The organism is Mesorhizobium sp. P2_E6 (assembly GCF_056403835.1).
Genome location: NZ_JBFUEQ010000001.1, coordinates 623723 through 643106, shown reverse-complemented (window position 1 = coordinate 643106; position 19384 = coordinate 623723). Strand labels below are relative to the sequence as shown.

The 19384-nt window shown below is 62.8% G+C and carries 15 protein-coding genes; 4 read left to right on the top strand and 11 right to left on the bottom strand.

From position 1 onward, the window contains the following. The first annotated feature begins 91 nt into the window (after positions 1-91). Both AC1D08_RS03025 and AC1D08_RS03020 read left to right on the top strand, forming a co-directional pair. A complete protein-coding gene (locus AC1D08_RS03025; RefSeq protein ID WP_477422526.1) occupies positions 92-1999 on the top strand; it encodes a propionyl-CoA synthetase in 1908 nt (635 codons plus the stop codon). A 92-nt stretch (positions 2000-2091) separates the two neighbouring features. Then, on the top strand, positions 2092-3177 hold the full coding sequence (locus AC1D08_RS03020; protein ID WP_477422524.1) for an acyltransferase family protein: 1086 nt from the start codon (positions 2092-2094) through the stop codon (positions 3175-3177). A gap of 229 nt (positions 3178-3406) precedes the next feature. Here the strand turns inward: AC1D08_RS03020 and AC1D08_RS03015 are convergent, their stop codons facing one another. The 6 genes from AC1D08_RS03015 to AC1D08_RS02990 all read right to left on the bottom strand — a co-directional run bounded on the left by AC1D08_RS03015 (position 3407) and on the right by AC1D08_RS02990 (position 11099). Next, positions 3407-5800: a polysaccharide biosynthesis tyrosine autokinase gene (locus AC1D08_RS03015; protein ID WP_457150023.1), complete on the bottom strand. Its 2394-nt coding sequence runs from the start codon at positions 5798-5800 to the stop codon at positions 3407-3409. A 235-nt stretch (positions 5801-6035) separates the two neighbouring features. Beyond that, positions 6036-6932, bottom strand: a complete 897-nt coding sequence (locus tag AC1D08_RS03010; protein ID WP_457150022.1) for a UTP--glucose-1-phosphate uridylyltransferase — start codon at positions 6930-6932, stop codon at positions 6036-6038. Between the two features lie 74 nt (positions 6933-7006). Then, on the bottom strand, positions 7007-7957 hold the full coding sequence (locus tag AC1D08_RS03005) for a glycosyltransferase family 2 protein (RefSeq protein ID WP_457150021.1): 951 nt from the start codon (positions 7955-7957) through the stop codon (positions 7007-7009). After that, positions 7947-8888 carry a glycosyltransferase family 2 protein gene (locus AC1D08_RS03000; protein WP_457150020.1) on the bottom strand — a complete coding sequence of 314 codons (942 nt, stop codon included), beginning with the start codon at positions 8886-8888 and terminating at the stop codon, positions 7947-7949. Before AC1D08_RS03000 ends, AC1D08_RS03005 begins: the two co-directional genes overlap by 11 nt. After that, positions 8888-9883 carry a glycosyltransferase family 2 protein gene (locus AC1D08_RS02995; RefSeq protein ID WP_457150019.1) on the bottom strand — a complete coding sequence of 332 codons (996 nt, stop codon included), beginning with the start codon at positions 9881-9883 and terminating at the stop codon, positions 8888-8890. Before AC1D08_RS02995 ends, AC1D08_RS03000 begins: the two co-directional genes overlap by 1 nt. Before the next feature lie 25 nt (positions 9884-9908). After that, entirely contained in the window at positions 9909-11099 is a 1191-nt protein-coding gene (locus tag AC1D08_RS02990; protein WP_457150018.1) for a glycosyltransferase, read from the bottom strand. Positions 11100-11284: 185 nt separating this feature from the next. Here AC1D08_RS02990 and AC1D08_RS02985 point away from each other — a divergent pair, with 185 nt between their 5' ends. Together AC1D08_RS02985 and AC1D08_RS02980 are read left to right on the top strand one after the other, a co-directional pair. Further along, positions 11285-12781 carry a lipopolysaccharide biosynthesis protein gene (locus AC1D08_RS02985; protein WP_457150017.1) on the top strand — a complete coding sequence of 499 codons (1497 nt, stop codon included), beginning with the start codon at positions 11285-11287 and terminating at the stop codon, positions 12779-12781. Positions 12782-12834: 53 nt separating this feature from the next. Beyond that, positions 12835-13857 (top strand): phosphoribosyltransferase, encoded by a 1023-nt coding sequence (locus tag AC1D08_RS02980; protein WP_457150016.1) that lies wholly within the window; start codon positions 12835-12837, stop codon positions 13855-13857. 64 nt (positions 13858-13921) lie between these two features. On the opposite strand, the gene AC1D08_RS02975 is transcribed toward AC1D08_RS02980, so the two are convergent. From AC1D08_RS02975 to exoK, 5 genes are all read right to left on the bottom strand, one after another. Then, entirely contained in the window at positions 13922-15001 is a 1080-nt protein-coding gene (locus AC1D08_RS02975) for a glycosyltransferase (RefSeq protein ID WP_457150015.1), read from the bottom strand. 66 nt (positions 15002-15067) lie between these two features. Beyond that, positions 15068-15517, bottom strand: a complete 450-nt coding sequence (locus tag AC1D08_RS02970; protein WP_095082836.1) for a hypothetical protein — start codon at positions 15515-15517, stop codon at positions 15068-15070. Between the two features lie 14 nt (positions 15518-15531). After that, on the bottom strand, positions 15532-16974 hold the full coding sequence (locus AC1D08_RS02965) for a GMC oxidoreductase (protein ID WP_457150014.1): 1443 nt from the start codon (positions 16972-16974) through the stop codon (positions 15532-15534). A 67-nt stretch (positions 16975-17041) separates the two neighbouring features. Then, complete coding sequence (locus AC1D08_RS02960; RefSeq protein WP_095082841.1) at positions 17042-18373, bottom strand: UDP-glucose dehydrogenase family protein; 1332 nt, start codon at positions 18371-18373, stop codon at positions 17042-17044. Positions 18374-18440: 67 nt separating this feature from the next. Beyond that, positions 18441-19304, bottom strand: a complete 864-nt coding sequence (exoK, locus tag AC1D08_RS02955) for an endo-1,3-1,4-beta-glycanase ExoK (RefSeq protein WP_477422520.1) — start codon at positions 19302-19304, stop codon at positions 18441-18443. Between the last annotated feature and the right edge of the window lie 80 nt (positions 19305-19384).

Below are 19384 nucleotides of genomic sequence, written 5' to 3'. Positions count from 1 at the left end.
ATCGATGCCGGCCGCACAATGGCGCACATTTGCGGCCAAGGTTAGAGCGCGCTATTTGGTGGGAAGAAAAACATTCCTGGGGAGGTGTCGGATGACTTCACGCTATCACGAGGTCTATGACGGCTGGAGACGCGATCCGGAAAGGTTCTGGGCCGAGGCGGCCGATGCCATCGACTGGTATTCGCCCTATGACAAGGTGTTCGATGCCACGGCCGGCGTCTACGGCCGCTGGTTTACAGGCGCGACCTGCAACACCTGCTACAATGCCGTCGACCGCCACGTCGCGGGCGGACGCGCCGAGCAGATCGCGCTGATCCATGACAGCGCCATCACCGGAACGATCAAGAAATTCACCTATGCCGAACTGAAGCGCGAGGTGGTCGCGCTGACCTCGGTGCTGAAGAACCGCGGCATCGGCAAGGGCGACCGCGTCATCATCTACATGCCGATGGTGCCGGAGGCTGCCTTCGCCATGCTGGCCTGTGCCCGCATTGGCGCCGTGCATTCGGTTGTCTTCGGCGGCTTTGCCTCGCATGAGCTTGCCACCCGCATCGATGACGCCAAACCGAAGCTGATCATCTCGGCCTCCTGCGGGCTGGAGCCGGGCCGCGTCGTTGCCTACAAGCCGCTGCTCGACAGAGCGATCGAGATTTCCCGCCACAAGCCGGACGGCTGCCTGATCCTGCAGCGCGACCAGTTGCCTTGCGAATTGAAGGAGCATTTCGACATCGACTATGCCGATGCCGTCGCCCGCGAACGGGCAGCCGGCGCCAATGTCGACTGCGTTCCGGTGCTTGCCACCGACCCGCTCTACATCATCTACACATCGGGCACGACCGGCCAGCCCAAGGGCATCGTGCGCGACAATGGCGGCCACATGGTCGCGCTGAAATGGACGATGGAAAACGAGTTCGGCGTCAAGCCGGGCGAGGTGTTCTGGGCAGCGTCGGACGTCGGCTGGGTGGTCGGCCATTCCTATATCGTCTATGGGCCGCTGCTGCATGGCTGCACCAGCGTGCTGTTCGAAGGCAAGCCGATCGGCACGCCCGATGCCGGCACCTACTGGCGGGTGATAGCGGAGCATGGCGTGGTCGCGCTGTTCACCGCGCCGACCGCTTTTCGGGCCATCAAGGGACAGGATCCGAAGGGCGAATTCATTCCGAAATACGACCTGTCGAAATTCCGCACGCTGTTCCTTGCCGGCGAGCGCGCCGACCCCGAAACCATCAAATGGGCGGAGCAGAAGCTCAACGTGCCGGTGGTCGACCATTGGTGGCAGACCGAGACCGGCTCGCCGATGACGATCAACCCCGCCGGCCTCGGCCTCCTGTCGGTGAAGTACGGCTCGCCCGGCGTGCCGATGCCCGGCTACGACATTCGGGTGCTCGACGATGCCGGCCACGAAGTGCCGCGCGGCACGCTGGGCAATGTGGTGGTCAAGCTGCCGCTGCCGGCCGGCTGCCTGCCAACGTTGTGGCACGCCGATCAACGGTTCCGCCAGGCCTATCTCGACGAGTTCCCCGGCTTCTACAAGACGGCGGATGCCGGCATGGTCGACGAGGATGGCTATCTCTATGTCATGGCCCGCACAGACGACATCATCAATGTCGCCGGCCACCGGTTGTCGACTGGCGCCATGGAGGAAGTGCTTTCCGCCCATCCCGACGTCGCCGAATGCGCCGTCATCGGCATCGCCGATACCATGAAGGGCCAGGTGCCGCTTGGCTTCGTGGTTCTGAATGCCGGCGTTTCGCGCGAAACCGGCGCCATCGAAAGCGAAGTGGTCGGCCTGGTGCGCGAACGCATCGGCCCGGTCGCCGCCTTCAAGACGGTGGTGACGATCAAGCGGCTGCCCAAGACACGTTCGGGCAAGATCCTGCGCGGCACCATGCAGAAGATCGCCGACAAGGAAGAATGGACGATGCCGGCAACCATCGACGATCCGCTGATTCTCGACGAAATTACCGCCGCCCTGAAGGAGCGAGGGATCGTGGTTTAGGAAAATCGGCGGGGTCGGCGCGGCAATCTTTTGTTGTGCAATGCAGCAATCCACCTTACACCCTTGATCGGGGGGCCATCCGGCGAGGCGGTATGGCTCAGCAGAAGAAAATCACATTTGGCGGCGTCGACATCCTGCGGTTCCTCGCTGCCGTCATGGTCATGGTCTATCACTACGGCTTCTGGGTGTGGGCGTTTCCGGACGGTGTTTCAGCACGCGCCACGGGCGGCCTTCCCGCGCAGCCGGCGATAGGCGCCTGGGTCGAATCAGGCTGGGTCGGCGTGCAGATCTTCTTCGTCATCAGCGGCTTCGTCATCGCCTTCAGCGCCGAGAGATCGACGCCGCTGCGATTTTTCGAAGCAAGGGTGAAACGACTGGCGCCGGCGGTCTGGATCTGCGCACCCGTCACCGCGGTCGTGCTTTTGATCGTCGGCCTGAGCTGGCCGACCGATGCCGTCGACAGGCTGGTTCGCACCGGCCTGTTCGTTCCCTACGCACCCTGGGTGGACAGCGTCTACTGGACACTCGGCATCGAGATCGCCTTCTATGCCATAGTCTGGACCTTGCTGCGGCTTGGCCGCTTCCATCAGATGGAATGGGTGGCGATTGCCATCGGCATGGTCAGCACGCTTTTCTGGTGCCTCTATTACCCGCTCGGCTGGGCCGACCTTGCCGAGACACGCACGCTCGACCTTTTGCTGGTGCATCACGGCGTTTTCTTCGCGACTGGCGTCATGTTGTGGCTGATGCGCTTCAATGCGGTGACGACGGCTCGCCTTGCCTTCTGCGCCCTGTTCCTGGGCGGCGGCGTGCTGCAGATCGCCAGTTCGGTCGACGTTCACATCCTGAAGGTCGGGCGAGAGATGCCGTTCGCGCCGCCGATCCTCATCTTCCTCGGTGGGGTCGCACTGATGGCATGGTCGCTTCGGCTCGACCTCTCCTGGAGCGGCTGGCGCCGGATCGGCCTGATGACCTATCCGCTCTACCTCCTCCATGACGTCGTCGGCGCGGCCCTGCTCGGCGTCCTGGTCCGCGCGGGTCTGCCGCATCTCTTCTCGATGGTGATCGTCGGCGCGACGATGATCGCGGCAAGCTGGCTGGTGGCGACCGAGGCCGAACCACGCATCCGGCTGCTGCTCGACCACACCGTTTTCCGCTATCGGCTCAAGGCCGCGTAGTCGCGACTGATCATCCGCGGGTCTCCTAGGCCCGGCTCGGCACTGCGGCCTTCCAGAGGCGGACGGCCAACTGCCACAGGAATCGCCGGACCCGCGAAGTAGGCTGATCCGCTCCTAATGCATCACTCAAAGCGCGCAGCGTTCGGGGTATGCAAAAAGCAAGGATTCAGGGCGCGTCGACCGACCCTGTTTCAACGCAATGGCTTTAAGAGGGCCTACTCGAACAATGTCAGACCGTTGCCTTTGCCTTGCTGCGCACTTCCGACTTTTCCAGATAGTAGGTCGAGTATTTGTCGAAGAATTTCTCGGAGCCGCCGAACGATCCGTATTTGGCCAGCTTCTTCAGATCGACCTTGTTCAGCACCGCCCCGATGATCTTGTTGGCAACATAGGGTTCGGATTCCAGCATCGACCTCACCATCGCGCGGGGCGTGCGCCCCCATTCGGTGACGAGCACAAACCCGTCGACCAGCGGCGCGAATGCCTTGGCATCGACCACCGGTCCGAGCGGCGGCAGATCGACGACGATGTATTCGAAGGTCTCCTTGGCGTTGTCGATGAAGCGCCGCATCCCGGCCGAGGAGAGAAGTTCGCTGGTGTGCGAGAAGTGACCGCGCGACACGGCCGGGATGATGGCCAGCTTCGTCTGCCGGTCGATCTTGCCAACGGACTGCCACGCCTGGCCGTTGACCACGGCTTCCATCAAACCTTGCTCGGCTTCCATGCCGAGACCACGGCTGAGGCCGGGGTTGCGCAGGTCGCCGTCGATGAGCAGCGTCTTGGCGCCGTTGGCGGCAAGCAATCCGGCGAGATTTGCCGCGACCGTCGACTTACCCTCGCCGGGAAGCACCGAGACGATGCCGATAACGCGGCTGCCTTGCCCTTCCATCACGACGTCGAAGGCGATCTTGGCGCTGCGCAGCGTTTCGGAGAACATCGACGCAGGCGAATCGATGCTCACCCGCATGCGCGCCCGCCTTTCGGCGGACGACAGCGATCTGGCGGTCTTGTCATCCACCTGGGTATCGCCGGGCTTTTCTTCCTTGCTCAGCTTGCCGCCGATCGTCGGCAGATAGCCGAGGAATTTCAGCCCGACACGGTCGCGCACCTCCTCGCCGGTCCTGAAGAAACGTTCGTTGAATTCATTCAGGCCGCCGAAGCCGGCGCCCATCAGCGTGCCAAGCACCAGCGAAAGTCCAATCACGATGATCGTGCGTGGGCTTGACGCGGTGAGCGGCATCGAGGCGTCCGAGATGATGCGGATCTTGCCGACCGGGAAGGATTGCTGCTGCGCGGCTTCCTCGTAGCGGCCGAGGAATGTCTGATAGAGCGTGGTGAGCGCCGTCGCCTGCTGATCGAGTTCCCGCAGCTTGACCTGCGTCTGGTTGTCGACGGAACTCTTGCCTTGCGCGGCCGCGACATTGGCCCTGAGCGCGGTCTCGCGCGCCAGCGCCACTTCATATTCGTTGCGATAGCTTTCGGTCAGCTGCTTCAGTTCGCCGAAGATCTGAGTCGATATGTCGGCCTTCTCCTTGGCAAGCGCCAACGCCTGCGGATGCTGGGCGCCAAAATTCGCCTCGACGTCCTGCAGCCGCTTGGAGACTGTGAGGTAACGGGTCTTGAGCGCCGCGATGACCGAGCTGCTCGGCTGGTCGCTTGATATGGCGGCATCCTTGAAAGCGTTGTCGGAGCCGCTTTCGACAATCGCCTTGTACTGCTGGTAGCGGGCACTGGCGCGTGCGGTGTCAGCCTGCGCGACGATGAGCTGGGCGTTGAGATCGGACAGTTGCTTGTCGCTCATCAACTGGCCATCGCTGTTGGCGGCCAGGCCATGTTCGGCCCTGAATTTCTCGACCGCGAGCGATGCCGCCTGCGAGCTCTCGCGCAATTCCGTCAACCGGCCCTGCAGCCAGACCGCCGCCCGCTCGGTGGCGTCGAAGCTGGCATCGAGCTGATCGGCAAGATAGGCATCGGCATAGGCTTTGGTGATCGCATGGGCCAGGGCCGGATCCGTCGACTGATAGCCGAGGGCGATGACGTAGCTTCGCCCCGTGCGCTCCGCCCGCACCTCGTTCTGCAGCTTGAGGATCGCGTAGTCGCGACGGGACGTGGCGATCAGCGCATCGCGGGCGGCGGGGTCGAGCTTGCTGATGTCACCGACGCCCGGCATGACGGGGCTCGGGCGAACATACTGGATCAGGCCCCGGATCAGCCCGACGCCCCTTGCCAGAGCCGATACGGGCGGATTCAGGAAGGCATCGTTCTGGTCGAGCTTCAGCTTGTCGACGACCACGGCGGCAAGCCGCGTCGAGGTCAGGATCTCGATCTGGCTCAGGATGGCGGAATCGGTCTGCATGGTTGTCGACGCCGCCGAAATGTCATCGACGATCTTGTTCAAGCCCTCGTCGATCAGCACGCTTGAGACCGACTGATATTGGGGCGGCGTGGTCTGCAGATAGAGCAGGCCCAGAAAGAGACCGATGACGGCGCACACGGCAACCACCTTGGCTTGCCGTGCGGCCATGCCAAGCAGCCGCTCGATGTCGATGAAGTCTTCGCCGTCTCCTGCGTCCGAATTCGGCAATGGCATCCTCTTGTCGAGAGGAAAGTTGGCATAATTCATCTTCGGTCCAATTCCAGAGCCTGTTCCATCCCGATGATCGGGATGGAGATCCATCTCAGCGTTTGAGCATGATCTTTTCCGAAAACCGGTGGTCATTTTTCGGGATCATGCCGGGGCTTGCACAGCCGCGAAGATCGGGAGCATTGCGCAATAAAACGCAAACTTCGTGCCAGGCGGCGCGGGAGCTATCGCCCCGCGTCGCCAGCCATCTGTAAATGCTCCCGAAACATGGGCATTATGCGGCTTCTTCCTGGCGTTCATGCGACCGGACGAACTCCTGAAGCATCTCGAAAATCGGGCCCTTCATGTCGTCGCGCGACAGCGCGAAGGCGATGTTGGCCTGGATGAACCCTTCCTTCGAACCGCAGTCGAACATGCGACCCTTGAAAGGCTGGCCGAAGAACGCCTGGTCCCGCGACAGCCGGACCATGGCGTCCGTCAACTGGATCTCGTTGCCGGCGCCGCGCTGCTGATTGCCCAGAAGCGCGAAAATCTCGGGCTGCAGGATGTAGCGGCCGTTGATGTAGAAGTTCGACGGCGCGTTGGCCGGCGCCGGCTTTTCGACCATCGCCGTCACCTCGAAGCCGCCGCCGATATCGGCGCCACGGCCGACGATGCCGTATTTGTTGGTCTCGGTCGGATCGCAGCGCTCGACAGCGATGACGTTGCCGCCGGTTTCAGCATAGAGATCGACGATCTCGGCCAGGCATCCGCGGCCACCGAACGACACCATGTCCGGCAACAGCAAGGCGAAGGGCTCGTTGCCGATGACTTCGCGCGCGCACCAGACGGCATGGCCGAGGCCTTGCGGCGACTGCTGGCGGATGAAGGAGGTGGCGCCGGCCACCGGCAGCATGCTTTCGAGCGCCTCCAGCTGGGTCTTCTTGCCGGTCTGCTCCAGGGTTCCGATCAATTCCGGATGCAGGTCGAAATAGTCCTCGATCACCGCCTTGTTGCGGCCGGTGACGAACACAATGTGCTCGATGCCCGCCTCGAAGGCCTCGTCCACCGCATATTGCACGACAGGCCTGTCGACGACGGGGAGCATTTCCTTCGGCATCGACTTGGTCGCCGGCAGGAACCTTGTTCCAAGTCCTGCCACCGGTATCACGGCCTTCCTGATTTTCTTCATCGCAAATTCCTTCTGAGGAGATCGACTTCAGTCCATTCACAAGCCACGAAAAATCCCTTCATGTGCCTGCATCTTCACCTCCCCACCCCAACGGCAAACTGCGCCGCTACTCTTCGCAACCGCACGGCGATCGGCATGCCCATATGCCTGACCGCCGCCGGGTCGCTGAGCGCAGTCCGGATCGCCTTGAGCGGGGACCGCGCCTTAATGTGCTGAACCATAGACAGGAACGATGCGGCCTTGCGCAGGCTGCGGCTGCGCCGGGCGAACGCGCGTTGCGCGGCCTCGTCCATCGAATGGGTTTGAGCGAACACGGCATCTGCCTTGCGCATCGCTTCGACGTGGTGAAGCTCGAGCACGCGGGAGATGGAGCCGCTGCGGATATGATAGGCATAGCCGATCGCCGGCTCGACCACGCATTTGCCGCCCTTGGCCAAGGCGTTGGCGAGCAGGATGTAATCTTCGCCGATGCTCAGTTTTTCATCATAGCGAAGCTCGTTTTCGTCCAGGAACGCGCGCTGGAAGATCGGCTTGAGGTAGCCGAGATTGAACTTCGATTCGAAAACGACGTTGCCGGCGATGTAGCTGGCCAGCGAGATTTCGCTCAAATCCTCCAGATAGCGTGTTGGAAACATCGCGTCCTCGACTACACCGTCCTCGCGAATGACCTGCAAATTGTCGACGGCGATCTCGGCGCCCGCCTTTTCCGCACGAGCGATCATGGCCGCGATGCGGTCGGGAAAAACGGCGTCGTCGGAATCGAGAACCGCGATCCATCTGCCGCTGGCGACGTCGAGGCCGGCATTCCTGGCGCCGCCGGGACCGCGATTACTGGCCAGGGCGACGACACGAACGATATCTTGCGGATAGGCCCGCGCGACGTCGAGCGTCGCGTCGCGCGACTTGTCGTCGACGACGATGATTTCGACGCTGACGTCTTTCTGCGCGATAGCGCTCGCGATCGCCCGGTCGAGGGTCGCTTCGGCGTTGTAGGCGGCGATGACAAAGCTGACGTCAGGCTGCACGCTTGCCCCCTTCCTGCGGCGAAGGCTGGCCGTAGAGGCGGATTTCGCGGATGCCGACAAGGCCGCTGACGACACCGACATGCATAATGCCGCGCAGCACGCTGCGGTTCCTTCGAACCGGGCTGATGACGACCGGAAGCGCAGAGGCGAAGCAATAGATGGCCTTTGCCGACGCCAGGCCGACCTGCTTGGCCAGGCCGATGCCGCGCGCGTTGCGTCCCAGAAGATGCCCGTGCGTCTGTCCGACGCGGAAGCGCCGGCGGCCGAGCCAGTCGAACGCCGCCCTCGAGCGCGGCACCACCTCGTCGACCCAGGCGTCGGGCGAAAAGGCGATGCGGCCGCCCGCTTTGTGCATCTGGTCGAAGAATTCGGTGTCCTCACCGCCGGTCTGGCCGCGTGCCAAGCTGAAGCGGCGGCCACACAGGCTGTCCGATCCCATGCGGAGCAGAACGTTGCAGGTGTAGCCGGTCCGGATCTCGCCGCGAACCCAGACGGGCAAGGTCGAATGGAAATCGCCGCGCCGCATCCAATCCGGCGCATCCGGACGATAGCGCGCCCGGACCGGGCCGAGCACGGTGGCTGCACCGCTCGCTTGCGCCACCGCGACCAGTTCGGCGAGCCAGCGCGGCGTGGCCGTCTCGTCATCATCTATGAAAGCGACGAAATCCGCCGTGCTGGCGTCGAGGCAAGCGTTGCGGGCGATCGAAATGTTGCGCGCCGGGCAATGCTGATAGCGGATCGGTACGGTCAATTCCCGCGACAGCGCCGTCACCAGGTCGCGGGCGGTCGGCGTGTCGTCATTGTCGGCGACGATGATGCTGATATCGAACCCGGCCGGCATCTCCATGGCGTCGAGCGAGCGCAGGGTGTCGGCCAGCTCCGGCCGCCGGAACGTGCAGACGCCGATGTCGATGCTGAGCTTCTTGGCCATCACGCCACCCCGCGCCGCGACCCGAGGCCGAGAAGCTGCAGCCAAAAGCCGATCGACCAGCCAAGGTGCATGACCATCGCCGAGACGCCGGCCAGCGCGATGTCGGCATTGCGCTGGCGGATGGCCGTCCACAGGCCGTAACCCTGGCACACCGAGGCCCACAGAAGCAGTGGCACCGCCGCCAGCCAGTGCACGAATGAGAGCGCCGCCAGCAGCACGACCGGAAACACCAGGAGCGGCACCATCTGCCGGACCTTCGGGATGACGCGGTGCTTCAGCACATTCTTGGCGCGGCCGCGACCATAGCCGAGATACTGGAAATAGAGGCCGCTGAGCGAGGTGCGCGGGTAGTAGATCATATGCGTCTTGCCGCTCATCCAGATCTTGTAGCCGGCCTGTCTCAGCCTGTAGTCGAGCTCGGCATCCTCGTTGTGGCTGAACGTCTCGTCATAGCCGCCGACAGAACCGAACGCCGATATCCTGATCAGCGCGTGATGGCCGTGATCGACCCACTCTCCGGCGGAGCGGTGCCGGTGCTTGGAGCCGCCGGTGCCGAGCTTGGAATTCTGCGCCGCCGCGGCAGCCTTCTGCACGGTGCTGCTGCCGCTGGTCAGCATCGAAACGACAACCGAATCCGCTCCGGTGGCCAATGCCTCCTCGACCAGCCGGTCGCAATAGTCGTCGGGATAGCCGCCATGCGCATCGATGCGGATGAGATAGTCGGCTCCTTCGCCGAAGGTACCGACGGCGAGGTTTATCGCCGCGCTCTGGATGCGCCGTTCGTTGTGAAGCAGGATAACGCGCGGATCCTTGCTTGCGACGTCCTTGACGATAGCCAGCGTGCCGTCGGTGCTGCCGCCGTCGGCGACGATGATCCTGGCGCCAAGCCTTGCCGCGGCGGGGCGCAGTTGATCGAGCAGCACACCGATATGGGCCGCTTCGTTCAGGCACGGAATAACGATCAGGCTGGATGAAGTTTTTTTAGTCTGCGTCATCAGCCTCTGTCCATGTTCAGCCATCCTATGCCAACGCCTCGGCTGCAAACGAACCCGATACGGCGGTCAGGCCGCGCAGCCGCTCGACAAGCGCCCGGCAATCGCTGCGGTCGTAGCTCCAGGTCCTCGGGTTGCGGGCAAGAACATGCGCCTTCAACCCGGCGAAACGATGCTCATCCATTTTGCCAAGCGTCGCTTCGAGCGCCTCGGGCGAAGCCTCCGGCAAGAGAATGCCGATATCCTGTTTGCTGAGGAACCGCCCGGTTTCGGTGTCGCCCATCGAGATCGGCACCGCGCCAAAGCGGCAGCCTTCGTAGAGGCGGTTGGGCAGGAGCCATTCGGAGTTCTGTCCCGCTTCGAAGAAATCGATCGCCCAGGAAAAATGGACGTCGCCATAGATCGATGCCATGTCCTCCGGGTTGCGATAGGGCCCGCCAAACGAGAGCCACGGCTCTGATTCGACGAAGGCGTGAAAATCCGGGAATTCGGACAGAGCCGGACGGCCGCGCAGCACGATCTCGAAGCGTCCCTCCATCCGGCGGGAGAAATCGGCCAGCAGTTCGAGCGAGCGGCGGCAGCGCAGCGCGCCGAACCAGCCGATCCGCCACGGCGGTCCGACGGGACTCGCAACCTCGTCAGGGCTGCCGTGCGTCTCAGGGCTGCCGGGCAGAATCGCGGCTGCCTCGAAATACTTGTTCTCGACCAGTTCGATCGGCGCCGCAACCTGTCCGAACGGCTTGAAGTAATTGGCGATGAAGGCAGGCGAACTGGTCACCAGCAGCTTCACGTCCCTGGCCAGGAAGCGTTCGACGGCGCGCAACGCCTTGCCCAGGACATCTTTGCGAAGCACAAGGCGATGAATGTCGAGGCACTCGTATACGATCGGAACCGATGCACCGAAGGCGGATCTGGCGCGACGGGCAAGCGCCAGCATTTCCAGATTGCGCGCGATGATGAGATTGGGCCTGGGCGTGTCGCCAAGCCTGGAGCCGATCGAGAACGCCGCCTTGGCGACCGCCGCGAGCCGCTGGCCGAATCGCCCGTCACGCGTCGCGCCAAGGTCGATCGGCCGCAATCCCTCGATATCCGCAATCGGATTTGTGGTGCGACGGAAGCCGGCCAAGGTGACCTCGGCCCCACCTGCCCTGAGCATTATGATCCTCCGGCGCACGGCCGGATCGGAGACGTCGTGCACAAGGTACAAGACATGCAGCATGAAAACTCGACCGCTGTTGGCCCACCCAAGGAGAGCCTAGTACAGCTCTTGCTGCATCGCAACATTTTTGGCGCGACGATCCACCTTTTCTGTTGCACTGCAAAATTATTGCCGTAGTTTGTCGTTGGCGGCGGTGGTGGATTTTTCGGGGTCGGAAATCCGCACAAAAGTCAGGAATCCTGAATTTGGAAGCCAATGCATTCGATCCGCCGGAAGGCTCCCTGCGCAAATCCGTCGGGCGCGGCGCGGTTGTCACGGCCATGGCGCAATCGGTGCGGGTCGCGACACAGATCATATCCGTCATCGTGCTGTCGCGGCTTTTGTCGCCGCAGGATTTCGGCGTCGTGGCGATGTGCGCGCCGGTGCTGGCCTTCATCGCGCTGTTCCAGGATTTCGGCCTGACCCAGGCGACAATCCAGAAGAGCGGCATCCGGCATGAGGAAGTGAACTACCTCTTCTGGATCAATGTGGCCGTCAGCGCGATTCTGGCCTGCGTGCTCGCAGGTGCCGCCCCTCTGGTCGCCGCTTTCTACGGCGAGCCGCGCGTGGCCGGCCTGGTGGCGGCGTTCGGGCTGCAGATCATGGCCTATGGGCTGGGCGCCCAGCACCTGGCGCTTTTGACGCGCCGCATGCAGTTCGGCCGGCTGGCCGTCATCGACGTCGCCAGCGCCGTCGTGGGGCTCGCCGTATCGATCGCCTGGACGTTCATCGACCGCTCCTATTGGGCACTGTTTGCCGGTACGCTGACCGGTGCCGTGCTGCCGACGCTCTGCTACTGGGCAAGCTCGCGCTGGCGTCCCGGCCTGCCGCGCAAGGTCGCCGGAATCAGCGAATTGATCCATTTCGGCGCCGGCATCACCGGCTTCAACTTCGCCAATTTCTTTGCCCGCAACCTCGACAATGTGCTGATCGGCAAATACTGGGGCGAAGCCCAGCTTGGCCTTTATGACCGCGCCTACAAGCTGCTTTTGTTTCCGCTGAGCCAGATCACCAATCCGTTGTCGAAGGTGATGGTTCCGGCGCTGTCCAGGCTGAAGGACGAGCCGGACCGCTACCGCAGTGCCTATCTGCGCGTCATGCCGCTGATCCTGCTGGTGGCGCTTCCCGGCGTCGCCTTCGCCACCGCGATGTCGGACGTGCTGATCCCCTTCGTGCTCGGCGAGCAATGGCGCGCGAGCGCCGACATTTTCCTGGCGCTCGGCTTTGCCGGGCTGCTGCAGCCGCTTAACAATCCAGCGGGATGGCTTTTCGTCAGCCAGGGCCGCTCCGGCGATTTCATGCGCTGGGGCATCATAACCGCTGTGACGTCGGTTCTGGCCTTCGCGCTAGGCCTGCCCTATGGCGCGCTGGGCGTGGCGATTGCCTATGCGATCAGCGAGTATCTGAGGACCCCATTCCTGTGGCTCTATGTCGGCAAGAGCGGTCCGTTGCAGGCGCACCACGTGCTGCGCGCGGCAACGCCGTTCGTGCTTGGCGCCCATCTGGCGCTGGCCGCCATCTGGTTCATCAAGCCGCTGCTGCCGCAGCAGCATGTCATTGGCTTGGCCAGCGGCGCCGTTCTCGCCTATCTGATCACCATCGTCGTCGCGTTGGCATTCGCATCCGGCCGCGAAGCCCTGCGCGAGGCCTTGAAGATGCTGCCGGCAAGGTTGCCCGCAGCAGCACCACGCGAGGCGCAATAGTTTGCGCGACCTCGACAGGTACGGACATTCACTCCAGGACCAGGTCTGACCCTATGCACTACCGATCGATTTCCGACATGAACGACGCCATTGTCAGGGGCCTGCACCGGCTGCCGCGCGACATCGACCTGGTCGTCGGCGTTCCCAGAAGCGGTGTGCTCGCGGCAACGCTGGTGAGCCTGGCGGCGAACATTCCGATGACCGATCTGGACAGCTTCCTGGCCGGGCGGATCTACACGTCGGGCATCACAAAGCGCCGGGCGGCACTCGACCGCAAGGTCTCCGAAATGCGCAAGGTGCTGGTGATCGACGACAGCGTCGCCGGCGGCAACGCCATGCGCGATGCACGCTCGCGCATCGAGACTGCCGGCATCGAGGCCGATTTCACCTTTGCCGCGGTGTTCGGCCTGCAGCCGCAGCATCAGGAGACCGATGTCGTCTTCGAGGTCGTGCCGCATCCGCGCATGTTCCAGTGGAATTTCATGCATCACAAATTCCTGGCGCAGTGCTGCGTCGACATTGACGGCGTGCTGTGCCTCGATCCGACCGAAGCCGAAAACGACGATGGGCCGGCCTATGAGAAATTCCTCAGCGAGGCGCGGCCTCTCCATGTTGCGACACACAAGATCGGCTGGCTGGTCACCAGCCGGCTGGAGAAATATCGCGCGCTGACCGAGGCATGGCTCGCCAAACACGAGATCAAATACGACCGGCTGATCATGCTCGATCTGCCGAGCAAGGCGGAACGGCAGCGGCTTGGCGCGCATGGCAGTTTCAAGGCCGATTTCTACCGCAAATCCGATGCCATCCTGTTCATCGAAAGCGAGCACGAGCAGGCGCTGAGGATCACCGAACTGTCCGGCAAGCCGGTGCTGTGCGTTGAAACGCATATGGTGAGTTTTCCCGACGCGCTGTCGCTGCCGGCACTTGGCCAGGCGGCCCGCAACCTGCCGGCAAGGCTGCGGCAGATCAACTCGCAAGAGGGCCGCAAAAGCGCGGCCAAGACCTTGGCCCGCGCCCTGCTCGGTGCGCGCGGTTACGAGACGCTGAAGAGCCGGGTCAAACGCCCCGCCTGATCCGCACGACGCTACGAGGCTTGCCGCGAGTTGGTTGCTACGCGGCTGACGCCGCGAGCCTGGGTTAGGCGGCTTGCCGCGCGCGCTGCTGTATCGCTCTGTCCACGATCGAGAAGAAGGTGATGAACTGGCGATCGGGTTCCAGTTCGGGCCGCCCGGCGAAGCTGCGCGCGAGGCCCGAGACCCGGTCATATTCCTGGCTGTCGTTCCACAGCCGCCTGACGGCCGCGACCCAGTCGGCGAGCGGTGCATCGTAGTCGAGCACCACGCCACCTGAGCCGATCGCCTCGGGCAGGCCGCCACGCCGCGAGCCGACAACCGGGATTCCGCTGCAATGGGCTTCCGACGCGACGCGGCCCCATGCCTCTTCCCATTTGCTGGGAGCAAGCAGGATCTTGGTGCGGCCGTAGACCGTCTTCATGTCGCTGGTGCGGCTCTCCAACACGACATTGCCCAAAGGCGCGATCGTCTGTTCGATCCGCGCCCGATGATCGTCTTCCAGCTTCCAGCTTTCGACGAACAGGAACGGTATCTCGGGGCAGGCGCCGGCGATGCGCACCGCAAGCTCGAAACCCTTTTCCTCATAGGGATTGATCAGCGTGACAAACTGGCCCGTCGTCGGCGTGCTGTAATGCGCCGGATTGATGGTCGGCGGGATCACCGTCGCGTTGATGTCGAACTCGTTCTTGTAGGTGCGCGCGGTGAACTCGGAATTCGCGATGTATAGCGCGGAACGCAGTTCGCGCAGGTCGCCGCCCAGTTCATGGAATTCAACATTGCGGAGATAGACAACCAAAGGCACGCCCTCGGCCTGCAGCGCCTTGCCGATCGGAACCGATTTGTGACACTGGACCACGGCCACATCCGGCTTCAGCCTGTCGACGGCAAAGGCCGCCGCTTCCCAGGGAAACCAGGCCCGCACCACCGGATAGCCGGGATAGCTGTCGATGACCGCCGGTTGCCGCAACAGCTTCATCTTGGCGCGCGCCTTCAAGCCGAAGACACCATCGCCGAACAGGGCGGCGAGCACAGCGGCTTCATGGCCATGTTCGATCAACTGTTCGGCCAGATGGTGCGTGCTCGACTGAACGCCGCCGCTGAACTCGGGTGGATAGCCGCTGCCACCTGCAAAAAGGACTTTCATGGATCGGGCTCCTTGTCGCATATCGTATTTCGTTCCGAGGCAACCGGGGGCGCCTCGCTTTCGACGTCAGGCGAGTTTCGGCGGCTCCAGATTCGCGAACGGATTGGTACAGGATTGCCAGCCGGTAAACCGGATCGGGTCATTGGGCGAACTGCGCCATGCGTAGTCCGTCAGCATATGGAATTCGGCGATGACCCAGCGATCGAATTGGATCAGATCTTCCCGCTTCTCCTGGGGCAGCAGGCGGCGGACGGCGCCCAATTTGAGCTCCTCGACCAGCGTGACGGCGTCGCTAAGCTTGTCGCTGGGAAATATCCACGGGTTCCGGTTGCGGAACTCCAGCACGAACTGCTGCAGATGTTCGATACGGATGTTGAGCCTGCCGAGGTATTTTTCGAGGGTAACGCGCACCAGGTCCTCATCGGAAAACGAGCTGACGGCGGCAAAGGCAACGCCCGTCGACACCACCCCACCGGCCACGATGGCCAAGGCCGAGCGTCTGGAAACTTCGATCATCCGATGCCCTCCTCTCACGCCATGCGGCTCGCCGCCCTCAGGGAGAGGGCCGCGGCGGTCAGGCTCGGGTTGGCGCAGGAACAGCTCGGATAGGTGCTGGTGCCGACGACAACCAGGTTTCTCAGCTGGTGATGGATCATGTCGCTGTCGATGACCGAATCGGCCGGGCCGGTTCCCATCCTCAGCGTGCCCTGGACGTGCGATTCGGTTGGCCGGATGCCGCGATCGAATAGCTTTTCGACCGGCAGCGGAGCCAGAAGGTCAGGCAATTTCTCCAGCGCGCGGGCCATGCCCTTGACCGCGTAGTCCGACGGCGCCTTGAAGTTGACGAAGGCGTTGTCGTCTTCGTCGAGGGTGACGAAATTTTCGTGGTCGAGCAGGTTTTCGGTGACCACGACGAGCGGCAGCGCCTGGCGCAGCCGCCCCTTTTCGGCACGCATTCCGTGCTGCCAGCGGTTCTCGAAATAGACAAGTGCCGCCGCATGCTCCGATCTGTGCGGACCGTCATAGAGGCCGAAGTTCAGACCGGTGGTGATGGTGCTGCCGTCGAAATTGTCGACACCGTCGAGATAGACCTCGAAATTCCAGCCGTAGGATTCGTGCAGGCCGCGGCCGACGAATTCGCCGCCCAGGCCGGAGCGCAACATGATCGCCGCGCTCTGGATGGCATTGGCGCCGAGAATGAAAAGGTCGCCGCTGACCTGGTATTCCTTGCCGTCATGCATGAACGTGACCGAGCGGACCGTGCCGCCGACATGATCGAGCCGCCGTACCTCCGCACCGAGGCAAACCGAAATGTCGGGATGCTCGAAGACATGCATCAAGCCGTTGTTGACGGTGAATTTGGCGTCGACCGGACACAGCCAGCAGCGCAGGTTGGCACAGCACGAGGTGCGCTGCGCGGTCGGCACCCGCGCCCGCGCCGTCGGCATGACGAAATGCTGGCCGGGCTGCGCCGCCTTCATCATCCGGTCCGGCGTCGACATGCGATGCGGCGGTTGCGGGAACGGCTTCGAGCGCGGCAGCATCGCCGCCATGTCGGGATCGCCGGAGATCGACATGATGTCTTCGGCGTCGCAGTAGAACGGTTCGACGTGGTCATAGCTGATCGGCCAGTCATTGCCGATGCCGTAGGTGCTTTTCAGCCTGAAGTCATTGGGATGGAACCTTGGCGTCTGCGCGAACCAGCAGTTCGTTCCACCCCCCAGTCCGATGGTGTAATTCCACGGCTTGTCGGAATTGGTCTTGTAGGTCGTCTCGTCGTCGATGTCGGTGTTGGCATTCTGCTGGAGCTGCCATTCATGGGTGTTGTGCCGGCCCCATTCGAGCACCAGGACGCGTGCCTTTCGGCGCTTGGCGAACTCATGCAGGAAGAAGGCCGAGCCGAAGCCGGAACCGATCGCGACGAGATCGAAATGATCGCTGGTGATTTGCTCGGGCTTTACGTCCAGCACCATCAGCCACAACTCCTTGCCGCGCCGGGCGCACCCGCCGAATACCGCTTCCGGCTGTTCGCTCCCGGCCTCATGCCGCCATTCTGCCGATCGAGTGGTATTCGATGCCGTGGCGGGCGATGACCTTGGGGTCATACAGGTTGCGACCATCGAAAATGATCGGCGTGGTCAGCGCATCCTTCATCGCGTCGAAGGACGGCGCGCGGAAACTCTTCCATTCGGTGGCGATCAGAAGCGCATCGGCGCCGCGCAGCGCGGCTTCCTTGGTGCCGCACAACAACAGGTCGTCGCGCAGCCCGTAGATGTGCTGGCATTCCTGCATCGCCTCGGGGTCATAGGCCTGCACTTTGGCGCCGGCGTTCCACAGCGCCTCCATCAGCGTGCGGGCGGGCGCCTCGCGCATGTCGTCGGTGTTGGGCTTGAAGGCCAGCCCCCACAGCGCAAAGGTCTTGCCCTTGAGATTGCCCTTGAAATAACGATTCACCTTGTCGAACAGGACGGATTTCTGCTCGTTGTTGCGTTCCTCGACAGCGCGCAGCAGCTTGGCGTCGAACTTGACGCCTTCGGCGGTCTTGATCAGCGCGCGCACATCCTTGGGGAAGCACGAGCCGCCATAACCAAGCCCCGGATAGATGAAGTGATAGCCGATGCGCGGGTCGCTGCCGATGCCCTTGCGGACCTCCTCGATGTCGGCGCCGAGCTGCTCGGCCAGGTTGGCCATCTCGTTCATGAAGCTGATCTTGGTCGCCAGCATGCAATTGGCGGCGTATTTGGTGAATTCGGCGCTGCGCACGTCCATCACGATCATCTTCTCGTGGTTGCGGTTGAAGGGAGCGTAGAGCTCGCGCATCACCGCTTCGGTGCCCTCGCTGTCGGTGCCGACGATGATGCGGTCGGGCTTCATGCAATCGGCAACCGCGGAACCTTCCTTGAGGAATTCCGGATTCGAAGCGACGTCGAAGGACAGGTCCTCGCGCCCTCTTTTCTTCAGCGTCTCGGCGACCCTGGCCTTCACCTTTTCGCAGGTGCCGACCGGCACGGTCGACTTGCCAACGATGATCTTGGGGGTGTCCATCTCACGGCCGATGGTCTCGGCGACCGCCAGCACATATTTGAGATCGGCCGAACCGTCCTCGCCTGGCGGCGTGCCGACCGCGATCATCTGGATTTCGCCGTGCCTGACCGCGGCCGCTGCGTCGGTGGTGAACTTGATGCGGCCAGCGGCATGGTTCTCCTTGACGAGGCTTTCGAGCCCCGGCTCGAAAATCGGAACGAACCCCTGGTTGAGCCGCTCGACCTTGTTGGCGTCGATGTCGACGCACACCACCTGGTGCCCGACTTCGGCAAGCACCGCTGCCTGCACGAGACCGACATAGCCAATTCCAAAGACCGTCAAATTCATTCGATTTCATTCCCATGCAAGGCAGCGGACCGCTCTCGGCCCGGCCAGTTCAAATCGACTTTCCCAACTACTTTATGCTGCATGCCAGCGATTCTGGAAACTGACAGGGCTCGCCCAAGGCCGTGAACGCCACGCGATCGATCTGCAGCGTGAGCTTGCGGCCTGGATCGGCGAACGCTCCCATCCAACCGGTCATCTTGTCGCTGCCCCAAAGGCTGAAGAATATCTTCTGGGCATGCGTCGGCAATTTCGCCGGATCGGTGATCGTGTTGACCAGCTGGCCGTTGACATACCAGCGCAAGCTATCTTTCTGCCAGACGAAGGCATAGTCGTTGAAGGCCTTGTCGGTGCCGCCCGCCACGTCGACCAGCTTCTCATTGTTGCCCTTGCCGGCGATGTAGGCGTTGACCTGCACCTTGGAGGTGTCCTTGGTCAGGACCTCGAAGTCGATCTCATCCCAGGGCTGCTTGTCGGACGGACCGATATAGGAGAAGAAAGCCGCATTGAGACCGGAGCCGGTGTCGGTCTTTATCCGCGCCTCATAGGTGCCGTAGCCGAAGCGCTGCTTGGTCTGGATCTCGCCGCAAGCGTAGTCGCGGTCCTTCAGCTTCTGCTTTTCGAAGCCGAGCGACAGCACGCCGTCGGACAGCGCGACCAGGCCTTTCGACCAGGTGCAGTTTTGATGACTGCCGTTCGACCAACCGTCGGAAACATACCAGCGTGCACGATCGAAGCTGGTGAAATCATCGACGAATGAAGGCGACGACTGAATGTCCTGGGCGTGGGCAGGAGCCGTCACCAAACTCCCAAGAGCGACGAGCAGCAACGCGCTGATCGCACTCAGCCGCTTGAGGCCGGCTTGCCTGGCCTGGCTTGTGAACGGCGTTCCGCCGGTTGCGATGGTGGACGTAGTCTTCGGATTCGAATTCATACCAAACTCACCTTTGTGCTGTGCATCCCCAACCCAAAGTCGACGTTCGAACCACTTCCTGAACGGGCCAACCTTGACCT

Bases quoted from the DNA above. Each gene is read 5' to 3' on its own strand.
- AC1D08_RS03025 (WP_477422526.1), top strand. From the start codon at position 92: ATGACTTCACGCTATCACGAGGTCTATGACGGCTGGAGACGCGATCCG.
- AC1D08_RS03020 (WP_477422524.1), top strand. From the start codon at position 2,092: ATGGCTCAGCAGAAGAAAATCACATTTGGCGGCGTCGACATCCTGCGG.
- AC1D08_RS03015 (WP_457150023.1), bottom strand. From the start codon at position 5,800: ATGAATTATGCCAACTTTCCTCTCGACAAGAGGATGCCATTGCCGAAT.
- AC1D08_RS03010 (WP_457150022.1), bottom strand. From the start codon at position 6,932: ATGAAGAAAATCAGGAAGGCCGTGATACCGGTGGCAGGACTTGGAACA.
- AC1D08_RS03000 (WP_457150020.1), bottom strand. From the start codon at position 8,888: ATGGCCAAGAAGCTCAGCATCGACATCGGCGTCTGCACGTTCCGGCGG.
- AC1D08_RS02995 (WP_457150019.1), bottom strand. From the start codon at position 9,883: ATGACGCAGACTAAAAAAACTTCATCCAGCCTGATCGTTATTCCGTGC.
- AC1D08_RS02990 (WP_457150018.1), bottom strand. From the start codon at position 11,099: ATGCTGCATGTCTTGTACCTTGTGCACGACGTCTCCGATCCGGCCGTG.
- AC1D08_RS02980 (WP_457150016.1), top strand. From the start codon at position 12,835: ATGCACTACCGATCGATTTCCGACATGAACGACGCCATTGTCAGGGGC.
- AC1D08_RS02975 (WP_457150015.1), bottom strand. From the start codon at position 15,001: ATGAAAGTCCTTTTTGCAGGTGGCAGCGGCTATCCACCCGAGTTCAGC.
- AC1D08_RS02970 (WP_095082836.1), bottom strand. From the start codon at position 15,517: ATGATCGAAGTTTCCAGACGCTCGGCCTTGGCCATCGTGGCCGGTGGG.
- AC1D08_RS02965 (WP_457150014.1), bottom strand. From the start codon at position 16,974: ATGGTGCTGGACGTAAAGCCCGAGCAAATCACCAGCGATCATTTCGAT.
- AC1D08_RS02960 (WP_095082841.1), bottom strand. From the start codon at position 18,373: ATGAATTTGACGGTCTTTGGAATTGGCTATGTCGGTCTCGTGCAGGCA.
- exoK (WP_477422520.1), bottom strand. From the start codon at position 19,304: ATGAATTCGAATCCGAAGACTACGTCCACCATCGCAACCGGCGGAACG.